Here is a 24,768-nt window from a genome sequence, read left to right on the forward strand (position 1 = left end):
TGGGGTAAAAAAATACCTGATTGGCAAAAATCGTTAATGCGAAATCATCTTGTGGTCGTCGGATTGCTTGGGGATTCTGACCCGGAGCTGGGCAAGAACAACAGCCCGGTAGCTAAAGCCGAAAATACGGTAGCGATACGCGTAAATCCAGTTTAGCACCGGCTTTTCGACCCAGCGGTGTAGCTGCCAGCTAAACCAGCTCATCCCAACCAACACAACGACATTGCCCAAAATCACCAGTTCGGAATGATGTTTCATCAGCAGTATGTGGGTGACAACCATAATGACGGGAATGTGAATCAGGTACAACAGGTACGATGCATCGCCCAGTTTAAGGACCCAATCCGGGTACTGGAAACGACCGCTTAATTCCAGGTTAACCAGGCTTAGTAAAAGAACCAGTGCAGGTAAACCCAGCCCTCCGATGCGCAGCCAGGTGTCTGCCGGATCAATGAAATTACCCGCCAGGAAGAACACCAGCAGGGCCACAACCGTCAGGACGGGCGGTATGCTAAACCGATACCGTCGCAGGGCCAGATACCCCACTACACCGAAGCAAAACTCCAGATTGAACGGGCTAAACAGAAAATCGTGGAACGGGAATTCGGGAAAAAAAGCCAGCCCCGTCCAGCGGGCCAGTCCGCTCAGGACCGTAGCCGCCAAAACCAGCGCGGGAATAATCAGCAGGAACGGGGACAGGATCATCAGCCCGAACAGGATGTAAAAGTAGAGCTCGTAGCTCAGTGTCCAGGTTACCGGCAAGATACTTTCATGCGCAGGAACCAGAAAAAGCGCTTTCAGGGTGGTAAACGGTTCGAAGGAATACGCGATCCATTGCAACGAAGGAGCAAAGGCATGCAACCCGAGCAACCCGACACTGGCCAGCAGAAAAACCAACCAGTAAATGGCGTAAATCCGGACCAGTCGTTTTTTGAAATACGGTAACAGGTACCGGGGTGTGGCTATTTTGGATGCGTTCGTATGGGTAATAACAAAACCGCTGATCACAAAAAAGAGATCAACTCCACCAAAACCGGCTTTGAAATACCCGAAAACAGAGGGCGGGATGTGGATCTGTCCCATTTTGATGTATAGATGGAACAAGGTGACGAGTAAGGCCGCAATGGCCCGTAAAGCCTGAATGGAATCGAGGGTTTTAGGGAAAGGAGCAGAACGAACAAGCATGAATTAGACCATTTACAACACGCTTCTAGTGAGTTAGCACAGCTTTTCGTACTACGTGGAAATTGGTCCTAAGAGCCGAAATGCACTAAAATCTAAGTGAAATTACTCATAAATAATTACTATTGGTATAGTGTTAGCCAGAAATAGCAATTATTTATAAGTAATTAGGTTGTAAAGATCTGATTGTTAACTGTTTGTTGTAGGTGTTTTTGTTGAAAGCAATTACTGTTGATAATACCGCCGGGCAAAGGTCATGAAACCCGCGGCCAGCCCTTCCGGTAAGCCTTGCAGATGGACAAAGCTAAACGTGCGGGGGAGCCGGAAATCTTTGATGGAGACTATTTTGAGCTCACCGCTCCGAACCTCCTTCTCGATAGCCCGCGATGACAGAATAGACAGGCAGTTGGCGTGTTCCAGAAACGACTTGATGCTTTCTGAACTGCCCAGGTGCATCACTACCGTCAGATTGGAGGGCCGGATACCCCGACCTTGCAGCGCCGTTTCCAGCACTTCGAGCGTACCCGAACCCCGTTCGCGCAGCACCAGCGGCAGGGCGCTGAGTTCTTCCAGCGTAATTTCTTTCAGGCGGCTATACCGGCTTTTGCTGTGGACCACGGCCACCAGCTCGTCTTCCAGAAAGTCGTGGTATTTCAGACCGGCGTGGTGCTTTTTGCCCTCCACAATGCCGAGATCGATTTCTTTGGCCAGCACCGCGTGCTCGATCATTTCGGTATTACCGGTTAGCAGGCTGAGCTGGATGGTTGGATACCGTTCGTAATACGACGCCAGCAGCGGAGAAATCAGGTATTGGGCAATGGTGGTGCTGGCTCCCAGCCGCAAGCTGCCTTTCTGCTGGCTTTTAAAGGAGTTTAACTCAAAAAGGGCTTCCTGATAGAGATCGAAAATTTGTCCGGCATAGCGAAACAGTACTTCACCGGGGGGCGTCAGGACGATGGTATTGCCCTTCCGGTCGAACAGCCGCAGGCTGAGCATGTCTTCGAGGGCCTTAATGTGCTTGGTAACGGCGGGTTGGGTGATAAACAATTCCGCCGATGCTTTGGTGAAACTGCGATGACGGGCTACGCTGTAAAATACTCTTAATCGAAAATCATCCATGGAGATGGCAAGTACGCTTTTTTAATAACCAAAGGTAATGGGAATGCGGCAAAAAACGTTTTTTGGAAAGTTATTTCATAGAGTTACGGGGTGAAGTGCGGACTTAAGCGGAGACTCTGCGTAACTTTGTTACCTCCGCTAGACCCGCGAAATAACCGTTTTCTTTATGCAACGCAATTACCATCTTGAACAAGCCGAAAGTCAGGAATTTGACATTTGCATCATTGGCGGAGGGGCCACCGGTGCGGGTTGTCTGCTCGACGCCCAGAGTCGGGGACTGAAAGCTATTTTAATTGAAAAGCACGATTTTGCCTCCGAAACGTCCAGCAAATCAACGAAGCTGATTCATGGCGGAGTACGGTATCTGGAACAGGCCGTCAAACAGGCCGACCTGAACCAGTATCATATGGTGAAAAAAGCCCTGCGCGAACGGCTGACGCTTATCCGCAATGCTCCCCACCTGGCCCATCCGCTGGCCCTGCTGACGCCCTGCATGAGCTGGATGGAAGGAATTTATTACACCGCCGGACTCAAAATGTACGATACCCTGTCGGGCGAACTGAGCATCGGAAAAAGCGAGTGGCTGAACAAGGAAGAGACCCTCAGACGCAATCCGGCCATGACCCACAAGATTCACAGTGCGGTTTTGTATTACGACGGGCAGTTGAATGATGCCCGCTACAATATGTCGCTGGTCAAAACGGCGATGCAGTACGGTGCCGTGGCGCTCAACCACGCCGAAGCCCGCACATTCGAGAAAAACGCGAGCGGACGGCTGGTGGTTCTGTACGTGCGGGACTCGCTGACGGGACGGCTTTTGCGGATTCGGGCCAAACGGTTTATCAACGCCACCGGCCCATTTGCGGACCGCATCCGGCTGCTGGCCAATCCCGACATGGGCTTACGGATGCGGGTGAGTAAGGGCGTTCACATCATTGTGCCGGGCGAACTGATGCCGTCCGATACTGCCATTCTGGTGCCTAAAACCGACGACGGACGGGTGGTATTCATTATCCCGTACAACGGTAAGCTGATGATTGGGACCACCGAAACCGAGTCTGAACTGGCCGAATCGGAGCCGGTGGTGGAACGGGCCGAAGTCGAATACCTGATCAACTACGTAAACCGCTACTTCGAGAAACCGATTCGTGCGGATCAGGTCATTGCCGGTTTTGCCGGTTTGCGCCCCCTTTTGCAGGCCGATCCGAATGCCGATACGAAGCAACTGGTGCGCGATCACGAAGTGGAAGTAGATAAATTGTCGGGCCTGATCAGCATTCTGGGCGGTAAGTGGACCACCTACCGGCTGATGGCAAAAGATACCATCGACAAGTTCTACGAACTGGAAGGCGTAACCGAAACGCCCTGTACGACGGATCACATCAAACTGGTCGGGGCAGAAGGCTACGCGGATGACTTCTGGAAAGTGCTGGTTAGCAAATACGGGGTTGAGGAAACGGTGGCCCAGCACCTCAACCGGCAGTACGGCACGGAAAGCCTGGAAATTGTGCAGCTCATGCGCGAACAGCCCGACTGGAACCAACGGCTTTCCGACCATTTGCCCATCACCAAAGCCGAAGTCGTGTTTGTGGTGCGGGCCGAAATGGCCCAGACCCTCAAAGATGTGCTGGCCCGGCGGTTTGGGCTGGAACTGACCGACTGGCAATCTACCGAACAAATCACCGAAACCGTTGCCGATCTGATGGCCGTTGAACTCGGCTGGACCCCCGAAGAACGCCGGAAAGCCGTATTCAACTATCAGGCTGAACTTGAATGGTTTAAAAAATCGGCGGGATTAGTGTTCTGATAAACGCTGCTCGAACTTCTATTAAAATCCGCCGGGGCGTCTGAACCACGCCGGACGCCCCGGCCGAAAATGGGAATAAGCTATTTCCCTAGCCGCATAACTCCCTTCACAAGCTGTATCAGGATAACCGGCGCAATACCGGCCACGGCAATCATCCAGAGTTCCGTACTTGGGATGGTTTTGATGCTCAGGATCTGTGCCAAAAATGGTACGTAATAGGTCAGCAGCAGAATAAACACGCAAAGCAGCAGCGCGTACCAGATATACCGGTTGCGGGTGATCTCGTTGACGAAAAACGAACGGCCCGAACGCAGGTTGAAGACGTGCATCAACTGCGCAAAAGACAGGGCGTAGAACGTCAGGTTGTTGCCTTCCTGCTGCGTCAATCCCAGCTTCTGGGTTCCGAACCAGTAAGCCCCCAGCACCGAAGCCGTTATGGCCAGGGCATACAAAACGAGCATTCGCCAGTCGCGACGGTCCATAATCGGCGTTTTGGGGTCGCGGGGTGGCTGGTGCATCAGACTCGAATTCTCCCGACCGACGCCCAGCGCCAGCGCCGGAAAGACGTCGGTGACGATGTTGATGAACAGAATCTGCAACGGCAGCAACGGATTGCCGACGTTCAGGAAACCGGCAAACGTCACCACAAAAATCTCACTGAGGTTACACGACAGCAGGAACAAGACAAACTTGCGGATGTTCTCGAAAATCACGCGTCCCTGCGCAATGGCCGTTACAATGGAGGTAAACGAATCGTCTTTCAGCACCATATCGGCGGTTTCGGCGGCCACCTGCGTTCCGCGCAGTCCCATCGCAATACCGATATCCGACTTTTTCAGGGCCGGAGCATCGTTCACCCCGTCGCCGGTCATCCCGACAATATCACCATCCTGCTGGTACAACTCAATCATATCCAGCTTCTGCGCCGGACTAACCCGCGCAAACACCCGGCATTCGAGCAGCTTCTTCCGATCGTCGGCCTGGAGTTCGTTCAACGGTTTGAGGTCTTTACCGGTCAGTACCATTTCTTCGCCGGGTTCGATCAGCCTGACCTTAGACGCAATCGTCAGGGCGGTGGCAGGGTGGTCGCCGGTAACCATAATCACCTTGATACCGGCTTCGCGGCAGGCTTGCAGGGCGGGCGTTACTTCGGTGCGGGGCGGATCGAGAAAACCAATCAGGCCAATGTACGTCAGGTCTTTGTCGGCAAAATCATCACCGGGGCGGGTATCGGTTTGGCGGTAAGCAAACGCCAGCGTTCGCAGGCCGTCGGTCGCCATCTTTTCAGAAAGGTCGTAGTAGGCTTTCCGGTCCTTTTCGTCGAGTGATTGGCACCGGTCCAGCACCTCTTCGGCCGCGCCTTTGACGGCTACCAGAAAGCCGTTGTTGTGTTCGTGGAGCGTGCCCATAATCCGGGTGTCGGAGCTGAACGCTTTCTCGGCTTTTCGCGGAAATTCCCTGTGAATCTGGTCCGGGTTCTGCCCGGCGGCAATTGCAAATTTTAGCAGCGAAACTTCCACCGGATCGCCCACTTCTTTCGGTTTCCCGTCAACGATGTCGTAATCTGCGTTGTTGCAAAGCACCCCGACCCGAATGAGTTGCTGGTAGGTTTCCGATTCGGTAATGGCCTGATCGCCGTGGACTACTTCCAGCTTCTGCGCTTCCGCGTCCGCCCGGATCTCGGCCTGCTGCCCCGGCAGTTGCAGTGTGTTGACTTCAATGCGGTTTTGGGTCAGGGTGCCGGTTTTATCGGTAAAAATGACGTTGGTGCCGCCCAGCGTTTCCACCGCCGACAACCGCTTGACGATTACCTTCTTTTCGGCCAGCCGCAGCATACCGTATGCCAGTGCGATGGTTGCCACCACCGACATACCTTCCGGAATGGCCGCAATGGACAGTGCCAGCGCCGTTTCGATTAGCCGCAGCGGTTCTTCGTTGCGCAGCAGCCCGACCACCAGAAACAGGGCCGCCAGCCCGACCGTTACCCAGATCAGGACTTTCGCCAGGGAGTCGAGTTTGGCTTCCAGCGGGGTAGCCGAGCGTTTGGCTTCTTCGACCATCGTGGCAATTTTGCCCAGTTCGGTTTGCTGGCCGATGCCTGTAACGACAGCCCGCCCGGTACCCGCCGTCACGGGCGTGCCCTTGAACAGCCGGTTGTGCTGATCGCCCAGCGGGGATTCGTCCGGTGGCAGTTCCGTGTTTTTATCGACCGGCAGCGATTCGCCGGTCAGGGCGGACTCGTCGGCCTGGAGTTGGCTCACTTCAAATAAGTTGGCATCGGCGGCTACCAGATCACCGGCTTCAACGACAAGAATATCACCGATGGTCACTTCTTCCGACGAAATCTCCCGAATACGGCCGTCGCGCAGGACCCGCGCGGGGGTGGTGTCCATTTTGCGCAGGGCATCCATCGACTGCCGGGCGTTCCATTCCAGAATAAACCCGGTAATAGCGTTGATGAGCAGCACGGCAATGATAGCGAAACCTTCGACGGTTTCACCCAGAAAAAAGGAAATACCAGCAGCAGCGGCCAGGATGTAAACAATGACACCGGTAAACTGGCGCAGCAGTATCGTAAACGCGCTTTCCCGTTTGGCTTCCTGGAGGGCATTCGGTCCTGATTCCTCATAACGGCGTTTGGCTTCGTCGGCGGTCAGGCCCGTTTTGGGGTCAACGTTCAGAGCCTGAATTAGTTGGTCAATCGGAATCTGATGCGGTTTTTCGGGGGCTGAAATAGGTTGCATAAGAGTGGATAGGGAGTGACGGAGCCACTAAATTAGCATATGCAGTGCAGGAAGCACACGAGAATGGACGGAAAAGAGATATTTCGCGGAGTGGAGCGGAGTAAAGAAAGTTAAACGGAGTCGCTGTTCAACTCTTTTTACGCTGCGAACTAATTTCTATTAAAAATATTTATTAAAAAACTTTTTAATAAACTGGTGGCAACTACTTTTGCTTTATGAAACCGAAACACGCCGAACAGAATACAGAGCAGAAAATAAAGGAAGCCGCTAAAAAAGTCTTTCTGGAACGGGGCTTTGATGGTGCCAAACTGCGTCATATTGCCGAGGAGGCTGGTACGACAATGGCGATGGTCAATTATTATTTCCGAAGTAAAGAGCAACTTTTTCAAAGTATTTTTCTGGAAACGCTGGGTTCTTTCCTGGGACGGGTAGTATCGATTCTGAATGAGGAAGTGCCTCTGGAGATTAAAGTCTGGAAAGTAGTTGATAACTATACTGACTTTTTAACTCAAAACCCCCATGTACCGGTTTTCGTTCTAGCTGAGCTTCAGAAAGATAGTAGCGAAATTTTCGAAAAGCTCAATGTCAAATCGGCTGTTGAGTCGTCTTTCTTTGTCAGGCAATTGGCAATTGAAGGAGAAAAAGGAGCTATTCGACCCGTAAAACCGTTGCAGCTTATTGTCACGATGCTGGGCAGCCTGATTTTTCCGTTTATGGCTAAACCCATTATTTCTTACATCGGTGCTATGGATAATGGAGCTTATCAGGCTTTTCTGGAGGAACGAAAAGTGACGGTTTTTGAAACCATTATGGCGTATTTAAAACCAACCTGAATTTTTTTGTCTATTCATTAAAAATATTTTTAAAAATAGTTTTTAATACTGTCCGTATGAAACCATTATCCATGTTTTTGTTTGGCCTGCTGCTGATGCCATTGGCGCGGGCTCAGTCGGTGATAACGCTGGAGCAATGCTATTCCTCCGGTATTGCCAACGATCCGCTGACGCGTCAACGGGAGATTTTGCAGCAAACCGGTGAGCTGGCTCTTGCGAATCTGGACAAAAACCGACGGCTGCCACAGCTAGGTATTAATGGTCAGGCAAGCTGGCAATCGGAAGTAACGAAACTGCCCATCGAACTGCCGGGCGTGCCGATTCCGCAATTGAGCAAAGACCAGTACAAGCTGACGGCGGACCTAAGCTATACCCTGTACGATGGTCAGCAGACGGTTTTTCAGAAGCAAGTGCAGCAGGCCAGTACGGCGGTGAGCTTACAGCAGATTGCGGTTGAGCAAAACCGGTTGAAAGAGCAGATCAACGCTTATTTTCTGAACATTCTGCTAACCGACGAAAACACCCGGCTGACCCGCATCCGGCTGGAGGAGTTGCAAAACCGTGTTGCTAAAGCCGAAGCTGGGGTACGTTACGGAACCGTGGCGACTATAGGCGTGGATGTGTTACGCACCGAGGTGTTGACTACCGAGCAGCAATTGGGCCAATTGGGAAGCAATCGCCGGGGGCTGCGCGACCAACTCGGGATTCTGACGGGACTGGTCATTACTGACAGCACCCGGCTCATCATCGAAGAAGGAAAAACTGTTGTTGCTAATTTGCCACTCAACCGTCCTGAACAAAAGTTGTTTGATGCCCAGCGGACCTTGTTGGATGAACAACTTCGGCTAACCGCTAATCGGCTACAACCTCGGCTGAGGGCTTTTGCCCAGGGTGGGGCGGGCCGACCGGCGCTTAACTTCCTGAACAATGACTTCCGGGGCTTTTTTATCGGTGGCCTTCGGTTGAGCTGGGATCTGTCGGCGGCTTACACGCTTCGCAACGACCGCACGGTTTTGGCCCTCAGCCGGGAGCAGATCACGGTTCAACAGAAAGTATTTGACCGAAATCTGGCACTTCAACTTCGACAGCAGCAAACGGAAATCGACCGCATTAGCGCCCTGTTGGAAAAAGACCGGGAAATTAGTGCCCTGCGCTCCAAAGTCCGGCAAACCGCCAGTGTGCAACTTGATAACGGAACCCTGTCCGCCCGCGATTATACCACCGAACTCAACGCCGAAAGCCAGGCGCTGCTGAATCAGAAAACCCACGAATTACAACTGCTGTTGGCAAAGGTTCAATACCGGACGCTGACCGGGAATTAATCTCATCAAATAGCCATGACCATGAAAATCATAGTGATTATCAGTGCCTTTCTGATCAGCCTGATGGCCTGCGAAAGCGAACCGCAATCGGACGCATACGGTAATTTTGAAGCCGTGGAAACAATCGTATCGGCCGAGGCTACCGGCGCTTTGCAGAAGCTATCTATCGAAGAAGGCCAGACGCTGAAAGCTGGACAAACCGTGGGGCAGATTGATCCATTGCAACTTCAGTTGCGAAAATCCCAGTTGCTGGCCAGCCAGCGGGCCGTTTCCAGTCGCTCCCCAAACATCCAGGCGCAACTATCGCCCTATGAACAGCAGCTTGCGGTGCAGGAACAACAACTACAGACGCTGCACCGCGAAAAAAAACGGACAGAAAACCTGATTGCCGCCGGGGCCGCGCCCACCAAGCAACTCGACGACATTGTGGCCCAGATCGATGTGACCGAACGCCAGATGGCCCTGATTCGTCAGCAACGGGCGGCCCAGCAATCGGCCCTGACGACGCAGCGCAGCGGGACACTTTCGGAAGAAGCACCGTTGGAAGAACAAATCCGTCAGATTGACGACCAGATCAAAAAAGCGACCATCGTCAACCCCGCGACCGGAACCGTCACCGTCAAGTTTGCCGAACCCGGTGAGGTGGTTAGCTACGGGAAACCGTTGTACAAAGTGGCCGATCTTGACCAGATTACGCTCCGGGCTTACATCAGCGGGGATCAACTGGTGCGGGTCAGGCCGGGGCAACGGGTGAAGGTGCTGGTGGATGCGCCTAACGATCAGTTTAAGGAATATGCCGGAACGGTAACCTGGATTTCGAGCAAAGCCGAGTTTACACCCAAGGTCATTCAGACGAAAGACGAGCGGGTTAATCTGGTCTACGGCTTGAAGGTCAGGGTGAAAAATGATGGCGGTTTGAAAATAGGAATGCCGGGAGAAATTCGGTTGTAAATCCTGCGAAACATGGATGCGATTATCATTGAAAATGTCTCGAAATCGTACGGCGAGGCTTTGGCGGTGGCAGATGTGTCGCTGTCGATCCGGGTGGGCGAGTTGTTTGGGCTGATCGGGCCGGACGGGGCCGGAAAAACCACACTCTTCAAAATTCTGGTGACGCTGTTGCTGCCAGATGCAGGCCGGGCGACGGTCGTGGGGCGCGATGTGGTCAGGGATTACAAGGATCTACGGCAACGGGTAGGCTACATGCCCGGACGGTTTTCGCTCTACCCGGACCTCAGCGTGCAGGAAAATCTGGCGTTTTTTGCTACGGTTTTCGGAACCACCATCCGGCAGAATTACCACCTGATTCAGGAAATTTATTCGCAACTGGAACCGTTCAAAAACCGGCGGGCCGGGCAGCTTTCGGGCGGGATGAAACAGAAACTGGCCTTGTGTTGTGCGCTGATCCACAAGCCCGAAGTCCTGTTTCTGGACGAGCCGACTACCGGCGTTGATGCGGTTTCCCGCAAGGAGTTCTGGGACATGCTCCGCAAACTGAACGAACGCGGACTAACGACGCTGGTTTCGACTCCGTACATGGACGAAGCGGACCGTTGCGACCGGATTGCGTTCATGCAAACCGGAAGAGTGCTGGCGGTCGATCAGCCATCGGTCATCACCAACCGGTTCCGAAAACCGTTGTTCGCTGTTCGGGCAGCTGATACGTACCGACTGATTCAGGATTTGCGGCAGGCACCGTTCACCGAATCCTGCTATTCCTTCGGTGAGTTTTTGCACCTAACCGTTCGTTCTGGCGGGGTAACCGACCTCCAAATCGGGCAGTATTTGCTCGATAAAAATCACCGGAATATCGAAATCCAACCCATTCAACCCGGCATCGAAGATACCTTTATGGCGTTGATGAACCAGCCGGAGCCAACGGCCTGACGATTATGGGAAAAGCAGTCATCACTAACCAGTTAACCAAAAAGTTTGGCGATTTCGTGGCCACCAACGCCATTACGTTCGATGTAGAACAGGGGGAGATCTTCGGCTTTCTGGGTGCGAATGGAGCCGGAAAAACCACGGCTATGCGGATGCTTTGCGGGTTGCTGAAACCGTCGTCGGGTCAGGCCAGCGTCGCGGGATTTGACGTCTATCGGCAATCGGAAAAAATCAAGCAGAACATCGGCTACATGAGCCAGCGGTTTTCGCTGTATGAAGATTTGACGGTTCGGGAAAACATCCGGTTTTACGGCGGTATTTACGGCCTTCGCCGGGCGGAGATTCCGGCCAAAACCGATCAGATTCTGGCGAAACTGGGCATTGAATCTGTGGCTAATTCGCTGGTAGCTGCGCTGCCGCTGGGCTGGAAGCAAAAGCTGGCGTTTTCGGTGGCCCTGCTGCACGAACCCAAAATTGTTTTTCTGGACGAGCCAACCGGGGGCGTCGATCCGATCACGCGTCGGCAGTTCTGGGACCTGATTTACGAAGCTGCCCACCAAGGCACGACGGTTTTTGTCACCACGCACTACATGGACGAAGCCGAATACTGCAACCGCGTTTCGATCATGGTCGACGGCAGAATGAAGGCGCTGGACACCCCGGCGGGTCTGAAAACCGCTTATGGCGTGGATTCGATGGACGCCGTTTTTCAGATTCTGGCCCGGGGCACTTCAACCAAATAAATCATGAACCGCTTCATCGCTTTTGTCAAAAAAGAATTTTTCCACATCCTGCGCGACCGGCGGATGTTGCTGATTCTGTTCGGTTTGCCGCTGGTGCAGGTGTTGCTCTTCGGTTTTGCCCTCACCAACGAGATCAAAAACGCCCGGATTGCCATTCTCGACAACGATAAAAGTCAGCATTCGCAGCAGATTACGGCCAAACTGCTGGCGTCCGGCTATTTTCAGTTGCGGGAAAACCTGCGTTCGAACACCGACATTGAACGGGCGTTTCGCCGGGGGCTGATCAAACTGGCGGTGGTGTTTCCGGCTGGTTTTACGGCCGACTTCGAACACGGACGTAACGCCCAAATCCAGCTTCTGGCCGATGCCACCGAGCAGAATACCGCCATTAGCCTGACTAACTACGCGTCGGCCATCATCCGCGATTATACCACCGACCTCAACCCGACCAGCCAGCCGCCGATGGTCATCGACGTCCGCAGCCGCATGGTGTTCAACCCCGAACTCAAGGGCGCGTTCGTTTTTGTGCCGGGCGTGATGGCGATGGTACTGTTGCTGGTATCGGCCCTGATGACTTCCGTGACCATTGCCCGCGAACGCGAAACCGGCACGCTGGAAGTGCTAATGGTGTCGCCCCTGAGTCAAGGGCAGATTTTGCTGGGTAAAGTCGTGCCGTACCTGCTGCTGTCGTTTCTAAACGGTTGCATCATCATTGCGCTCGGCGTTTTCGCGCTGAATGTGCCGCTGAACGGTAGTCTGGCGTTGCTGCTGGCCGAAACGCTGCTGTTTATTTTTCTGGCCTTGTCCATCGGTATCTTCATTTCGTCGGTGGTAGAAACCCAGCTGGTGGCCATGTTTGCGTCGCTGATGGCGATGCTGCTGCCGACCATCTTCCTGTCAGGTTTCATTTTTCCGATTGAGAGCATGCCAAAACCGCTCCAGATCGTTTCCAATATTATTCCGGCCAAATACTTCATTGCCATTGTGAAAGGCATCATGATCAAAGGCGCGGGGTTGCGGTATCTCTGGCAACCCACGCTGGTGCTGGTCGGGATGTCGCTGTTCTTTACCGTATTGAGTTTACGGAATCTAAAACCCCGATTGTCATGAACCGGATTCGCTATATGGTGGAAAAGGAGATCCGGCAACTCCGCCGAAACCCCGTGCTGCTGCGGATCATGCTCGTGGCTCCGATCATGCAGTTAATCCTGCTGTCGTACGCGGCCAATTACGAGGTGAAGAACCTGAACATTGCTGTGGTTGATGGCGATCACACGACCTACTCGCAGCGGCTGGTGGGCAAATTTCGCTACCTGACCAATTTTAACATGACTGGTTATTTACCAAATGATAAACAGGCCCGGCAAACGCTGTTGGCGGGCAACGCCGACCTGGTGCTGGTGATTCCGCCCCATTTTGAGCGTGATCTCGAAAAAGAAGGCCGTGCCGCTGTGCAGTTGTTGCTCAACGCTATCGACGGTTCCAAAGCTGGTATTGCCAACGGCTACGCGACGGTCATTATCCGGGATTTTAACGCCGATATTCTAGCCGAAACCCGGACCGTAACGCCGGGGGCGGTTCAGAAGCTGGACGTCCAAAACCAGTACTGGTACAACCCCCGGCTCGAATACAAAACGTTCATGGTGCCGGGCGTTTTGTTTGAATTGCTCCTGCTGGTGGGCGGGCTGGTTTCGGCCTTGAACTTAGTGCGGGAGAAAGAAATTGGAACGATGGAGCAGTTAAACGTAACGCCCATTCGCAAGCATGAATTTATCCTGGGCAAATCCATTCCATTTGTGCTGATCGGGGTAGTCTTGTTCACGGTTGGCTTGCTGTTGGGACGGTTTTTATTTCAAATTCCAATGGAGGGCAGTATCGTCCTGATGTATCTTTTTGCCCTGTTATTTCTCATTCTCTGCGTAGGTCTGGGCCTACTGATTTCAACGATGGCCGAAAACCAGCAACAGGCGTTGTTTGTGGCATTTTTCCTGCTGGTGCTGTTCATTCTGCTCAGCGGTTTGTTTGCTGCCACCGAAAACATGCCGGACTGGGCACAGTGGCTTAACGCCGTTAATCCGTTGAAATACATCATTGAAGTAGGCCGGAACGTCATGCTGAAAGGCAGCACTTTTGCAGATGTCAGCGGGCAATTTTTTACGCTGGCGGGGATGGCCGTCGGGCTCCTGGTGCTGGCGTCGTGGCGGTACCGGAAGACGGTGTGAGTTTAAAAGTTGTTGCGCGGAGTTAAGCCGGGGAGAGCCGAGCTTAGCGGGTTTTCTCTGTTTAACTCCATTTAACTCGACTCAACTCCGCGAAACAACTCACGAGACAAAGGTAGATAACCGATGGCCCCTGCTTTCTATAGCAGAATTTTACTTCTTCGCATTATGAATAAAGCCATTGGAAGATACCGCTGGACGATTTGCGGTCTGGTGTTTTTTGCCACCACGATCAATTACCTGGACCGGGTTGTGATCAGTCTGCTGAAAGGCGATCTGGAAAAAGAGTTTAACTGGACAGAAACAGACTACGCCAATCTGGTGGTGGTTTTTCAATTGGCCTATGCCGTAGGTATGTTGGGCGTTGGTCGGTTGGTTGATAAACTCGGCACTAAAATGGGGTACACCATTTCGCTGACGGCCTGGAGCATCGTGGGTGTCCTGACGGCTTTTGCCAAAACTACCTTCGGCTTTGGCATTGCCCGGGCGGCTCTGGGTTTGAGCGAAGCCGGTAACTTTCCATCGGCCATCAAAACCATTGCCGAATGGTTTCCCAAAAGAGAACGTGCGCTGGCAACCGGTATTTTCAACTCCGGGACCAACGTAGGAGCTATTCTGGCTCCCCTGACGGTTCCGTTCATTGCCGAATTCTGGGGTTGGCAGTGGGCCTTCATCCTGACGGGTGCCACCGGTCTGATCTGGCTGGTGCTATGGCTTACGGTCTACGATACACCCGCCCGGCACAAAAAAGTAAGCCAGGAAGAACTTGCCTATATTAACAGCGACCAGGACGAGCAGGCCGCGGAGGAAAACGACGAAAAAGTTTCCTGGTTCAAGCTGCTGACGTTTCGGCAGACCTGGGCCTTTGTGCTTGGTAAAATGCTGACCGACCCCATCTGGTGGTTTTATCTGTTCTGGTTGCCGGCCTTCCTGAAAGCGGAATACGGTTTAGGTGGCATGGAAGCGGCTGCACCGATTGCCATCGTCTATACGATTGCGAGCGTGGGCAGTATTTTTGGCGGCTGGTTACCCCTGAATTTCATCAAAAACGGAATGCCGGTTTTTAAAGCCCGGAAAACCTCCATGCTGATTTACGCCATCTGCGCGGTTCCGGTTGTTTTCGCGCAATATCTCGGTAGCATGGGCCTTTGGCTGGCCATTTTGAGCATCGGTCTGGCCACCTCGGCGCACCAGGCGTGGAGTGCCAACATCTTTACCACGGTTTCGGATATGTTTCCGAAGAAAGCCGTGGGGTCCGTTACGGGGATCGGTGGTATGGCCGGCGCGCTGGGCGGTATGGCTATTTCGTCGCTGGCGGGCAAGCTGTTCGACCATTACAAGGGGCTGGGGCATATCGAAACCGGGTACTACATCATGTTTATCATCTGCGGTTTTGGTTATTTGCTGGCCTGGGGAATTATGCATTTGCTGGTTCCGAAATACAGAGCCATTGAGCTTTCTAGTCCGAAAGAGCCGGTGAAAGTAGCCTGATTTATCTATTCCCAATTGCCCGTTGTTGCTTGCATCAACGGGCAATTGTCTGTAAGAATGGTTCAGTTTTGCTCCTGATACTTGGGTATGAAACGGTTTATCGGTCTTGTTTTTGGTTTGATAACCAGTCTTTTGGCTGCGGTTGATGCGCAGATTGTCAGGAAACCGATCCCCGACAAACTCGTGGTGCTGACGTTCGATGATGCCAGCGTGACGCAGGCGACAGTCGTAGCGCCCACGCTGAAGAAATACGGTTTTGGAGCCAGCTTTTACATCTGCGAATTTCCGCCCGATTTCGCCGACAAGACCAAATACATGAGTTGGGAGCAAATCCGGGAACTGGACCGGATGGGTTTTGAAGTTGCTAATCACACATTGACCCACAAAAACGTCGCCCGCCTGACGCCGGAGCAGTTTACCGCCGAACTGGATTCGCTCGAAGCCCGCTGTAAAACCTACGGCATCAACCGCCCGCTGACCACCTTTGCGTACCCCGGCTACGGCACGAATCCGGATGCGTTTGCGGTATTGGAAAGAAAGAAATACCAGTTTGCCCGGGTGGGCGGGGCGCGACCCTACGACCCCAAAACCGATCATCCGTACCTGATTCCGAGCTACAGCACCACCGAACCAAATAACCACGACAAAGAGCGGATTTTCAACGCGTTTCAGGAGGCTAAAAACGGCAAGATTGTCGTCATTACGATGCACGGTGTGCCCGATTATGCGCACGATTGGGTGACCACGCCCCCGGCCATTTTCGAAGATTACATGAAGTACCTGCACGACAACCACTACACGGTGATTGCGATGCGGGATCTGGAACAATATGTTGATTATAAAGAAGCCCTCCGGGCCATTCCGCCCCCGTTGCCCCCGGTTTCCATTCGCGTGGATCTGAACAAGGAAAAAGGCCGTATGGACCCGATCTGGGCGTGGTTTGGCTACGACGAGCCGAATTATACGTACATGAAAGACGGCAAGAAACTGCTGTCTGAACTGGCCGCGCTGAGTCCGGTGCCGGTGTACGTGCGGGCGCACAGCCTGCTGGTATCGGGCGACGGAAAACCGGCCCTCAAATGGGGCTCTACCAACGTCTATACGGAAAATGCCAAAGGTAAACCGGTGTACGACTGGACGATTATTGACAAAATTTTCGATACGTACGTCGAGCGAAAAATGAAGCCGCTGGCGCAGATCGGTTTCATGCCCGAAGCGCTGTCGTCCAAACCGCAGCCATACCGGCACGACTGGCAACCCGGTCAGCCCTACGACAAAATTTACACCGGATGGCGGTATCCACCCAAAGACTACGAAAAATGGGCCGAACTGATCTACCAGTGGGTCAAACATTCCGTGAAACGCTACGGCAAAAAGGAGGTGGAAAGCTGGTACTGGGAGCTTTGGAACGAGCCGGATAGCCCGTACTGGGGCGGCACGGTGGACGAATACAACAAACTGTACGATTACTCGGTGGATGCCGTCCGGCGGGCTTTACCAACGGCCAAAGTGGGTGGTCCGCACGTCACGGGGCCGCAGGGCAAACGGGGCGCCACCTTCCTGAAAGCGTTTCTGGATCATTGCCAAAAAGGAAAAAACTACGTCACCGGTAAAACGGGTACCCCGCTCGACTTTGTCGCTTTTCACGCCAAGGGTAGCCCCCGGCTGGTCGACGGCCACGTTCGGATGAACCTGGGGACGCAACTACGGGATATTTCCAGCGGATTTCAGATCGTGGCTTCGTATCCAGAATTCAGTAAGTTACCGATTATTATTGGTGAGTCGGACCCCGAAGGCTGCGCGGCCTGTGGCATGAAAACCAACCCCGAAAATGCTTACCGCAACGGCACGCTGTATTCGAGTTACACGGCGGCTGCGTTTGCCCGCAAGTACGAACTGGCCGATCTGCACCAAGTGAACCTGAAAGGGGCGGTGTCGTGGTCGTTCGAGTTTGAAGATCAGCCCTGGTTTTACGGTTTTCGGGATCTGGCAACCAACGGCGTTGATAAACCCGTGCTGAACGTGTTTCGGATGTACGGCATGATGCGCGGGAAACGCGTAGAGGTGACGGGCAACATGGCCTATCATACCGCAGCGGTTCGCGATTCCAGCGTGCGCCGGGCGGCTCCGGATGTAAATGCACTGGCGGCCCGGGATACGGCTTCCAATACCGCCACCGTGATGGTCTGGAACTACCACGACGACAACGTTCCGGCCCCGGTTTCGCCGGTCGATCTAATCATCAAAGGGCTGCCAACGAAGCAGGTCTTGGTGACGCAATACCGGATTGACGACGAACACAGCAATTCCTACGCGGTCTGGCAAAAAATGGGTTCGCCCCAGCAGCCGACTGCCGAACAGATCAAAGAACTGGAACAAGCCGGGCAACTGGCGCAATACGGTTACCCGGTCCGGACGGATGTGGCGGCTAACGGGGAGGTGAAGTTGAGTACGGTTTTGCCGCGTCAGGCGGTGGCGTTGTTTAAACTAACTTGGTAATAAGTTATTACAAAGAGGTAATCAGAGTTTATCAGAGAGGCTCCGATTACCTCTGATGTCCTCTGATTACCTCTGTGTAATGACCTTTCCTAAAAACTCATGAAGAAAAAAATACTCCTCTTTCTTTTCCTGATCAGCAATTCGCTGCTTGCACAGCCCCGCTGGCCGACGATCACACAGCAGACCAAGCCCTGGACGCGCTGGTGGTGGATGGGTAGTGCCGTCAACCAAAAAGACCTGACCAACCTGCTGGAGCAATACCGCAAAGCCGGGCTCGGCGGGGTCGAGGTGACGCCCATTTACGGGGTAAAAGGCGAGGAGCGAAACTTTATCAACTTTCTGTCGCCCAAGTGGATGACGATGCTCGACCATATGCTGAAAGAAGCCAACCGGCTCGGTATGGGGGTTGATCTGGCACAGGCGTCGGGCTGGCCGTTCGGCGGACCGTGGGTAAGCCCGGCGGATGCCTGCAAGTATGTCGCCTACAAAACCTACAGCCTGAAAAGCGGAGAGAAGCTAACCGAGCCGGTTACGTACATCCAGCAGCCGCTGGTCCGGACGGTGGGCGAGAAAATTGACATCAAAAAACTGGTGGATCCAATTGCCCGAAATCCGAATTTGCAACGACACGCCTTCGATCAGGTCCGGTTTGAAAAGCCGTTGCCGCTGCAAACCCTGATGGCCTATTCCGATAAAGGGCAAACCGTTGATCTGACGGCGAAAGTAGACAGCAAGGGCGCGCTGAACTGGACCGCACCGGAAGGCCGATGGACCTTGTACGCGGTTTTTCAGGGCTGGCACGGCAAGATGGTCGAGCGGGCGGGGCCGGGGGGCGAGGGCGACGTGATCGACCACTTTTCCAAAACCGCCACGCAAAACTACCTCCGGAAATTCGACGACGCGTTTAAGGGGCATGATCTGAAAACACTGCGGGCGTTTTTCAACGATTCGTACGAAGTAGACGACGCGCAGGGTGAAAGCAACTGGACCCCGGCCTTGTTCGAGGAGTTTAAGAAACGCCACGGCTACGACCTGCGCAACCACCTGGCGGCTTTATTTGGGAAAGATTCGGAGGATAAGAATGGACGTGTCCTGACCGATTACCGATCCACCATTTCGGAACTGTTGCTGGAAAATTACACCAAAACCTGGAGCGCTTGGGCTAAAACGAAGGGCAAGATCATCCGAAATCAGGCGCACGGTTCGCCCGCGAACATCCTGGATTTGTACGCCATCACCGACATTCCGGAGATTGAGGGTACGGAAATCCTGCGGATTAAATTTGCGTCGTCGGCGGCCAACGTGACCGGCAAAAAGCTCACCTCCTCCGAATCGGCAACCTGGGACAACGAGCATTTTCTGTCAAAGCTGAGCGACATCAAAAAAGACATGGACCGGTTTCTGCTCGGCGGGGTGAACCACACGTTTTACCACGGCACCAACTATTCTCCGCAGGCTGCCGCCTGGCCCGGCTGGCTGTTTTATGCCGCCGTGCATTTCAATCCGAACAATACCTTCTGGAACGATTTCGGGAAGTTGAATCAGTACGTGGCTCGATGTCAGTCGTTTTTGCAGGCGGGTAAGCCGAACAACGACGTGCTGGTGTATTTGCCGATTTATGATTCATTTACGCGGCCCGGCAAGGTGCTGCTGCAACATTACGACGGCATCGACCACGGTTTTAAAGGCTTGCCGGTGGAAGAACATGCCGAAACGCTCTGGAAAAAAGGCTACGGGTTTGACTTCATCTCGGATAAACAACTGCTGAACGTCACGGCCACCAACGGAAAGCTGCAAACCGGTGGCGTAGCCTACCAGACGGTGCTGGTACCCGAAGCCCGGTATATGCCGGGAGGAACCTTCCAGCAACTGATCAAACTGGCCCAGAACGGCGCTACCGTCGTGTTTATCAACAACCTGCCCGAAGACGTACCCGGTTTCGGAAATCTGGCAACCCGGCGGGATGCGTTTAAGAAGCTGGTGGCTCAGCTCAAATTTACCGAAAGCAAAGGTGTTCGGCGGGCCACGGTGGGCAAGGGCGCTTTTCTGGTGGCTAGAAATGCCGATGCGCTGCTGGCGGCTGCTGGCGTCAAGCGCGAGAGAATGGTAGATAGCGGTCTGCAACTGGTGCGCCGGAGCCACGCTACCGGGAAGTATTACTTCATTGCCAACTGGGGCGAAAAAGCCGTGGATGGCTGGTTTCCGCTGAGTACGGCGGCTAAATCGGTGGCGCTCTACAACCCCATGACCGAAAAGCTGGGCATGGCAAATTTCCGAACGTCGGCCGAGGGTGGGGGCGAGGTCTACCTGCAACTGGCCCCCGGCGAGTCCTGTATTCTGGAAACGTCGAATACCGTCGTCAGCGGCCCGGCGTATGCCTACTGGAAACCGGCGGGGGCGGCGCAACCCATCAAAGGTACGTGGACGATTAATTTTCTGTCGGGCGGACCGCAGCTACCGTCTAAAAAGGAAACCGACAACCTGGGTTCGTGGACTGATCTGGACGGCGATTATGTGAAAAGCTTTTCGGGAACGGCCTCTTACACCCTCTCTTTTCCGAAACCGGAAGGCAACGGCGCGGGCTGGATGCTAAGCCTGGGCAAAGTGGCCGAAAGCGCCCGCATCCGGCTGAACGGCAAGGAAATCGGAACCCTGATTGGGCCGACTTACCAGCTTTTTATTCCCAAAGATCAACTGAAAGCCACCAACGAGTTGACGGTTTTTGTGTCCAACAGCATGGCTAACCGCATTGCGGAAATGGACCGGGAACGCATCAACTGGAAGAAGTTCTACAACATCAATATGTCGGCCCGGCTACGCGAAAACCGGGGTGCGGACGGAAATTTCACCGCCGAAAAATGGAAGCCGCGCGAGTCGGGCCTGATCGGGCCGGTGACCCTGACGCCGGTTGTTTCCGGGAAATAAACCGGGTTTTACGGCTTTTTTAAACCAAATTACGATGCAGGAAATTGCTTTTACAATGCAGCTCAAACCCGGCGTGGAGGCCGAGTACCAGCGCCGTCACGACGAAATCTGGCCGGAGTTATCGCAGACCCTCACCGAAGCCGGTATTCGGGATTATTCGATCTTTCTCGACCGGGCCAGCGGCACCCTCTTTGCCGTGCAGAAGCGGGAAGACAACCATACCGCCGACCAGTTGCCGAGCCTGCCCATCATGAAAAAATGGTGGGAATACATGGCGGATTTGATGGAGACGAACTCCGACAACTCGCCGGTGGCAAAGCCGTTGGAGCGGGTCTTTCATATGGAGTAAGCCATAGGAAGGATTGTAGCAGAAAGACTGGTCGAAAGGCTGGTCTTTTTTTATGCGCTGAACGAAATAGGAAAGCGGCTGACTGTCAGGTTGTAAAAAGAAAATATAGCAGGCTGAATTTTAAAATTTTTGAAAAAGTATTTATACATTACCCCCTATGTCACAGTGCAGTTACCGAACCTTTTTTTAGCGCTATTTAACTAAACATTTACTAAACCCTTTTATGAAAAAACCTTTCCGATTCCACCACATTGGGGTGGGCCTGGCGGTGCTATGCGCCTTTTTGAGTGCTATCTCCCCAGGTCTGGCCCAAACCATCAAAGTCAGTGGGAAAGTCCAGTCCGCGACCGAAAAATCTGATCTGGTCGGGATTTCCATTGTCGTCAAAGGCACCAACAATGGAACAACCACCAACGCCACCGGGGAGTACACGATTAACGCGCCCGCCAACGGAACGCTGGTCTTCTCGTTCATCGGCTTTGCCAAACAGGAAATACCGGTCAACAACCGCAGCATCATCGACGTGACGCTTCAGGAAGACAACCAGCAACTGAACGAAGTGGTCGTGACGGCCCTCGGCGTAAAGCGGGAAAAAAAGCAGTTGGGCTACTCCGTGTCCGAAATTTCCGGAACCAAAATGGCCACGACGAACGAAATAAGTCCTATCAGTGCCCTACAGGGTCGGATTCCCGGCGTACAGATTGACCAGGGCGCGGGCGGTTTGATGGGGAATACCAAGATTCTGATCCGGGGAAACTCCACCTTATCAACTAATAACCAGCCCATCTTCGTGGTCGATGGTGTGATTCTGGACAACGACATTTACGACGAAAGCGGGCGGGATTTCGGGAATGCGCTCAAAAACCTGAATATGGAAGATTTTGAGAGCGTTTCGGTGTTGAAAGGGTCAGCCGCTGCGGCTCTGTACGGTACCCGCGCCATCAACGGCGTTATTCTGGTGACCACTAAAAAAGGCACGGCGCGCAAGGGCATCGGCGTCAGCGTTTCGCAAACCTTCAACATGCAGCAACCGTACCGGGGGCCGGATTTTCAGAACGAATACGGCGGAGGAACCGTAGGCGCTTTTTTCACCGACACGCGGGAGCCGAACTATAAACCTGACGAAAGCTGGACCACCAAGGTGTTTCCGACCAACAGTGATGGCAAACCGTATATCGACCGGCAGATTGGCCGGGAGCTTGAAAACTGGGGACCGCGGTTCGCCGGGCAGCAGGTGGTGGATTACGACGGCAAAATGACGACCTACCAGGCGTATCCGAACAACTACCTCGATGCGTTTCAGACCGGGCTCGGCAGCCTGTCGAACGTAGCCATCGATGGCGGGGGAGAACGCTCGACGTTCCGGTTTTCGTACAACCGGGTGAAAAGCCGGGGTATTAACTATAAAAACGAACTGGAAAAAAATGCTTTTAACCTGCGGGTTACCCAGAACCTGAACAAATTTCTGGTGGCGGATGTAACAGCCGATTACACCACCAGCACCGGCAGCAACCCGCCCAGCCTCGGCCTGAACAATTACATCTGGACTTTTCCGCGGAATTACGACACCAAGTACTGGATGAAGCGGGAAAATTACATTGGTTACAACGGCGGTCTGCGCAACCCCAACGACCCGAATGAACCCAACAAAGTACCCGGTGCCGATTACTGGTTTAACATTTTTGAGAATGATTACCTGCAAACCGAGCAGATGGTTCGCGGGCGGGTGGCGCTGACGGGAACCGTAACGGACTGGCTGAAACTTCAGATTGAAGGCAATTTTAACAACCTGTATACCAAAAACGAAAACAAGGAACTTGGGCAGGGCGTCAACTTCACGGGCGGCAAGTACGGTCTGGGGCATTCAACCCGGCAGGCCACGTTTATGAAATGGATGGCTATTTTCAACAAGCCGATTACCAAAGACCTCGATTTTAACGGCTACGTTGGTGGGGAAGCGCAGAATTACAACCTGTCGTACAACTACTCGGAAACCAACGGCGGCCTGACCTATCCCGGCAACTTCTTCCTTGCAAACTCGATTCTGCCCCAGATTTCTAGGGGTGGTATCCGGACCCGCCGGGCCTACCGTTCGCTGTACGCCAGCGCCGATTTTGGCTACAAAGACCAGCTCTTTTTGCAGGCCACGTTCCGCAACGACTGGTCGTCGGCCCTGACCTACAAAGATGGCAGCGGCAATAACTCCTACAGTTATCCGTCGGTCAGCCTGTCGTGGGTGTTCTCGCAGGCGTTCCATTCCTCGCTGCCGTCCTGGATCAGCTACGGGAAGCTGCGGGGGAATCTGGCCGTGCTGGGGGGCGATATCGACCCGTTCGTACTCAATCCCGGCTTTGCGTTTCGGGGGTACTCCAACACCGGCGGTTTTGGTGAGCAACCCATGTCTACCTACAGTTCGGCCACAACCTTGCAGCAGAATATCAAGCCGTTGCGCAAGATTGCCAAAGAAATCGGGCTGGAGTTGAAAGTGTTCAACAACCGGCTCGGCATCGACGTGTCGGTCTACCGCGACAACTCCCGGAATCAGCCGCTGCCCATCTCGTCGGCCATCGAAACCGGCGTCAGCAGCATCCTGATTAACGCCGGAAACATCCAGAATACCGGTATTGAAATTGCCCTCGATGCCAACCCGATCAAGATCGGTGATTTTAACTGGAACACGCTGGTGTCGTTCTCTCACAATCGTAACAAAATCATTGAACTCTACGGTGATCGGGAATATTATGCACTGGCCGACGAATCGGGCGGGAGCAACGACCTGATACCGTACGCGAAGGTGGGCGGCACCTACGGCGTGGTTCGGACCAAGATTGCTGCCAGCCGCTTTCAGGGCGCCGACGCCAACGATCCCCGCAACGGCCTGCCCATTCTGACCTGGCGGGGAGATGCCCGGGCCGCTTTCCCGGCGCGCAGCAACGAGTGGAAGGATGTGGGCGACATCAACGCCAAGTTCCGGGGTGGTTGGGATAACACCTTTACCTATAAGAAACTTTCTCTCAACGTGTTGCTGGATGCCAAAATCGGCGGAGATATGATCATTACGTCCCTGCGCTACGGCACCCATACCGGCGTGTTTACCAGCTCGTTGCAGGGCCGCGACGCCGAACACGGCGGTATTGTCTGGACCAGCAAGTACGACAACAAAACCTACGACGACGGCATTATTCCCGACGGCGTTTTTGCCCCCGGTCAGACCATTACGCAGGCCGATGGCTCCTCGGCGGATGTGGGCGGAATGACCTACCGGGAAGCCTACGAGAAAGGGCTGGTGGAACCGACGCACCGGCCGCAGTTTAACTACCGCTACGGTTCGTTCTCGACGGCAGTGGGCGACTACTGGATTGAAGAAAACTCCTGGGTTTCGCTGCGGCAGGTTTCGCTGACGTTCCAGATTCCGCAGCATATTGTGCAGAAAGTGAAGCTCAATGGTCTGTCTGTCAGCCTCGTCGGGCGCGACTTGCTGTATTTGTATAATTCGCTGCCGCTGAATTTCAACCCGGCGTCCAACTATTCCAACAGCACCGCCGTGCAGAAGGAAATCGGCTTCATCCCGCCCATGACGCGCACGCTCGGCGTTACGCTGCGGGGTTCCTTCTAATCGTCAAACCACTTGTTAAACGTCTTAATGACCTC

16 protein-coding genes and 1 pseudogene are annotated in these 24,768 nt (G+C 53.7%); 14 read left to right on the plus strand and 3 right to left on the minus strand.

Annotated elements, in window-relative coordinates; translation table 11 throughout:
- Positions 1–33: 33 nt before the first annotated feature.
- Positions 34–1,185 carry an acyltransferase family protein gene (locus LX87_RS05905; RefSeq protein WP_111627206.1) on the minus strand — a complete coding sequence of 384 codons (1,152 nt, stop codon included), beginning with the start codon at positions 1,183–1,185 and terminating at the stop codon, positions 34–36.
- Between the two features lie 222 nt (positions 1,186–1,407).
- Positions 1,408–2,301, minus strand: coding sequence for a LysR substrate-binding domain-containing protein (locus LX87_RS05910; protein ID WP_111627207.1), 894 nt, complete (start codon positions 2,299–2,301; stop codon positions 1,408–1,410).
- Positions 2,302–2,467: 166 nt separating this feature from the next.
- Between LX87_RS05910 and LX87_RS05915 the strand changes: the two genes are divergently transcribed.
- On the plus strand, positions 2,468–4,108 hold the full coding sequence (locus tag LX87_RS05915; RefSeq protein ID WP_111627208.1) for a glycerol-3-phosphate dehydrogenase/oxidase: 1,641 nt from the start codon (positions 2,468–2,470) through the stop codon (positions 4,106–4,108).
- 80 nt (positions 4,109–4,188) lie between these two features.
- On the opposite strand, the gene LX87_RS05920 is transcribed toward LX87_RS05915, so the two are convergent.
- Complete coding sequence (locus LX87_RS05920; RefSeq protein WP_111627209.1) at positions 4,189–6,852, minus strand: cation-translocating P-type ATPase; 2,664 nt, start codon at positions 6,850–6,852, stop codon at positions 4,189–4,191.
- A 215-nt stretch (positions 6,853–7,067) separates the two neighbouring features.
- On the opposite strand from LX87_RS05920, the gene LX87_RS05925 reads away from it, so the two are divergent.
- The 13 genes and pseudogenes from LX87_RS05925 (at position 7,068) to LX87_RS05980 (ending at position 24,733) form a co-directional block, all read left to right on the plus strand.
- Positions 7,068–7,685: a TetR/AcrR family transcriptional regulator gene (locus LX87_RS05925; RefSeq protein ID WP_111627210.1), complete on the plus strand. Its 618-nt coding sequence runs from the start codon at positions 7,068–7,070 to the stop codon at positions 7,683–7,685.
- 56 nt (positions 7,686–7,741) lie between these two features.
- The gene (locus LX87_RS05930) at positions 7,742–9,007 is read left to right on the plus strand and encodes a TolC family protein (protein WP_111627211.1); all 1,266 of its coding nucleotides are present in this window, start codon (positions 7,742–7,744) and stop codon (positions 9,005–9,007) included.
- Positions 9,008–9,028: 21 nt separating this feature from the next.
- Positions 9,029–9,958 carry an HlyD family secretion protein gene (locus LX87_RS05935; protein ID WP_111627507.1) on the plus strand — a complete coding sequence of 310 codons (930 nt, stop codon included), beginning with the start codon at positions 9,029–9,031 and terminating at the stop codon, positions 9,956–9,958.
- Positions 9,959–9,970: 12 nt separating this feature from the next.
- Entirely contained in the window at positions 9,971–10,894 is a 924-nt protein-coding gene (locus LX87_RS05940) for an ABC transporter ATP-binding protein (protein WP_111627212.1), read from the plus strand.
- Between the two features lie 5 nt (positions 10,895–10,899).
- The gene (locus tag LX87_RS05945; RefSeq protein WP_111627213.1) at positions 10,900–11,634 is read left to right on the plus strand and encodes an ABC transporter ATP-binding protein; all 735 of its coding nucleotides are present in this window, start codon (positions 10,900–10,902) and stop codon (positions 11,632–11,634) included.
- A 3-nt stretch (positions 11,635–11,637) separates the two neighbouring features.
- Positions 11,638–12,744: an ABC transporter permease gene (locus LX87_RS05950; RefSeq protein ID WP_111627214.1), complete on the plus strand. Its 1,107-nt coding sequence runs from the start codon at positions 11,638–11,640 to the stop codon at positions 12,742–12,744.
- Entirely contained in the window at positions 12,741–13,856 is a 1,116-nt protein-coding gene (locus tag LX87_RS05955; RefSeq protein WP_111627215.1) for an ABC transporter permease, read from the plus strand. The genes LX87_RS05950 and LX87_RS05955 overlap by 4 nt, the downstream gene beginning before the upstream one ends.
- 165 nt (positions 13,857–14,021) lie before the next feature.
- On the plus strand, positions 14,022–15,344 hold the full coding sequence (locus tag LX87_RS05960) for an MFS transporter (RefSeq protein ID WP_111627216.1): 1,323 nt from the start codon (positions 14,022–14,024) through the stop codon (positions 15,342–15,344).
- An 87-nt stretch (positions 15,345–15,431) separates the two neighbouring features.
- A pseudogene (locus LX87_RS29075) lies at positions 15,432–15,884 on the plus strand (polysaccharide deacetylase family protein); the annotation flags it as partial.
- A 270-nt stretch (positions 15,885–16,154) separates the two neighbouring features.
- The gene (locus tag LX87_RS05965; protein WP_170139320.1) at positions 16,155–17,843 is read left to right on the plus strand and encodes a GH39 family glycosyl hydrolase; all 1,689 of its coding nucleotides are present in this window, start codon (positions 16,155–16,157) and stop codon (positions 17,841–17,843) included.
- A 99-nt stretch (positions 17,844–17,942) separates the two neighbouring features.
- Positions 17,943–20,768: a glycosyl hydrolase gene (locus LX87_RS05970; RefSeq protein WP_111627218.1), complete on the plus strand. Its 2,826-nt coding sequence runs from the start codon at positions 17,943–17,945 to the stop codon at positions 20,766–20,768.
- A 34-nt stretch (positions 20,769–20,802) separates the two neighbouring features.
- Positions 20,803–21,117, plus strand: a complete 315-nt coding sequence (rhaM, locus tag LX87_RS05975) for an L-rhamnose mutarotase (protein WP_111627508.1) — start codon at positions 20,803–20,805, stop codon at positions 21,115–21,117.
- Positions 21,118–21,340: 223 nt separating this feature from the next.
- Positions 21,341–24,733 (plus strand): SusC/RagA family TonB-linked outer membrane protein, encoded by a 3,393-nt coding sequence (locus tag LX87_RS05980; RefSeq protein WP_111627219.1) that lies wholly within the window; start codon positions 21,341–21,343, stop codon positions 24,731–24,733.
- The last annotated feature ends 35 nt before the right edge of the window (positions 24,734–24,768 follow it).

The sequence above is a fragment of the Larkinella arboricola genome (genome assembly GCF_003259745.1).
Lineage (GTDB): Bacteria > Bacteroidota > Bacteroidia > Cytophagales > Spirosomataceae > Larkinella > Larkinella arboricola.

What these genes read in the sequence shown, in the direction of transcription:
- LX87_RS05905 (WP_111627206.1), bottom strand. Translation starts at nt 1,185, where the DNA reads ATGCTTGTTCGTTCTGCTCCTTTCCCTAAAACCCTCGATTCCATTCAG.
- LX87_RS05910 (WP_111627207.1), bottom strand. Translation starts at nt 2,301, where the DNA reads ATGGATGATTTTCGATTAAGAGTATTTTACAGCGTAGCCCGTCATCGC.
- LX87_RS05915 (WP_111627208.1), top strand. Translation starts at nt 2,468, where the DNA reads ATGCAACGCAATTACCATCTTGAACAAGCCGAAAGTCAGGAATTTGAC.
- LX87_RS05920 (WP_111627209.1), bottom strand. Translation starts at nt 6,852, where the DNA reads ATGCAACCTATTTCAGCCCCCGAAAAACCGCATCAGATTCCGATTGAC.
- LX87_RS05925 (WP_111627210.1), top strand. Translation starts at nt 7,068, where the DNA reads ATGAAACCGAAACACGCCGAACAGAATACAGAGCAGAAAATAAAGGAA.
- LX87_RS05930 (WP_111627211.1), top strand. Translation starts at nt 7,742, where the DNA reads ATGAAACCATTATCCATGTTTTTGTTTGGCCTGCTGCTGATGCCATTG.
- LX87_RS05935 (WP_111627507.1), top strand. Translation starts at nt 9,029, where the DNA reads ATGAAAATCATAGTGATTATCAGTGCCTTTCTGATCAGCCTGATGGCC.
- LX87_RS05940 (WP_111627212.1), top strand. Translation starts at nt 9,971, where the DNA reads ATGGATGCGATTATCATTGAAAATGTCTCGAAATCGTACGGCGAGGCT.
- LX87_RS05945 (WP_111627213.1), top strand. Translation starts at nt 10,900, where the DNA reads ATGGGAAAAGCAGTCATCACTAACCAGTTAACCAAAAAGTTTGGCGAT.
- LX87_RS05950 (WP_111627214.1), top strand. Translation starts at nt 11,638, where the DNA reads ATGAACCGCTTCATCGCTTTTGTCAAAAAAGAATTTTTCCACATCCTG.
- LX87_RS05955 (WP_111627215.1), top strand. Translation starts at nt 12,741, where the DNA reads ATGAACCGGATTCGCTATATGGTGGAAAAGGAGATCCGGCAACTCCGC.
- LX87_RS05960 (WP_111627216.1), top strand. Translation starts at nt 14,022, where the DNA reads ATGAATAAAGCCATTGGAAGATACCGCTGGACGATTTGCGGTCTGGTG.
- LX87_RS05965 (WP_170139320.1), top strand. Translation starts at nt 16,155, where the DNA reads ATGCGGGATCTGGAACAATATGTTGATTATAAAGAAGCCCTCCGGGCC.
- LX87_RS05970 (WP_111627218.1), top strand. Translation starts at nt 17,943, where the DNA reads ATGAAGAAAAAAATACTCCTCTTTCTTTTCCTGATCAGCAATTCGCTG.
- rhaM (WP_111627508.1), top strand. Translation starts at nt 20,803, where the DNA reads ATGCAGGAAATTGCTTTTACAATGCAGCTCAAACCCGGCGTGGAGGCC.
- LX87_RS05980 (WP_111627219.1), top strand. Translation starts at nt 21,341, where the DNA reads ATGAAAAAACCTTTCCGATTCCACCACATTGGGGTGGGCCTGGCGGTG.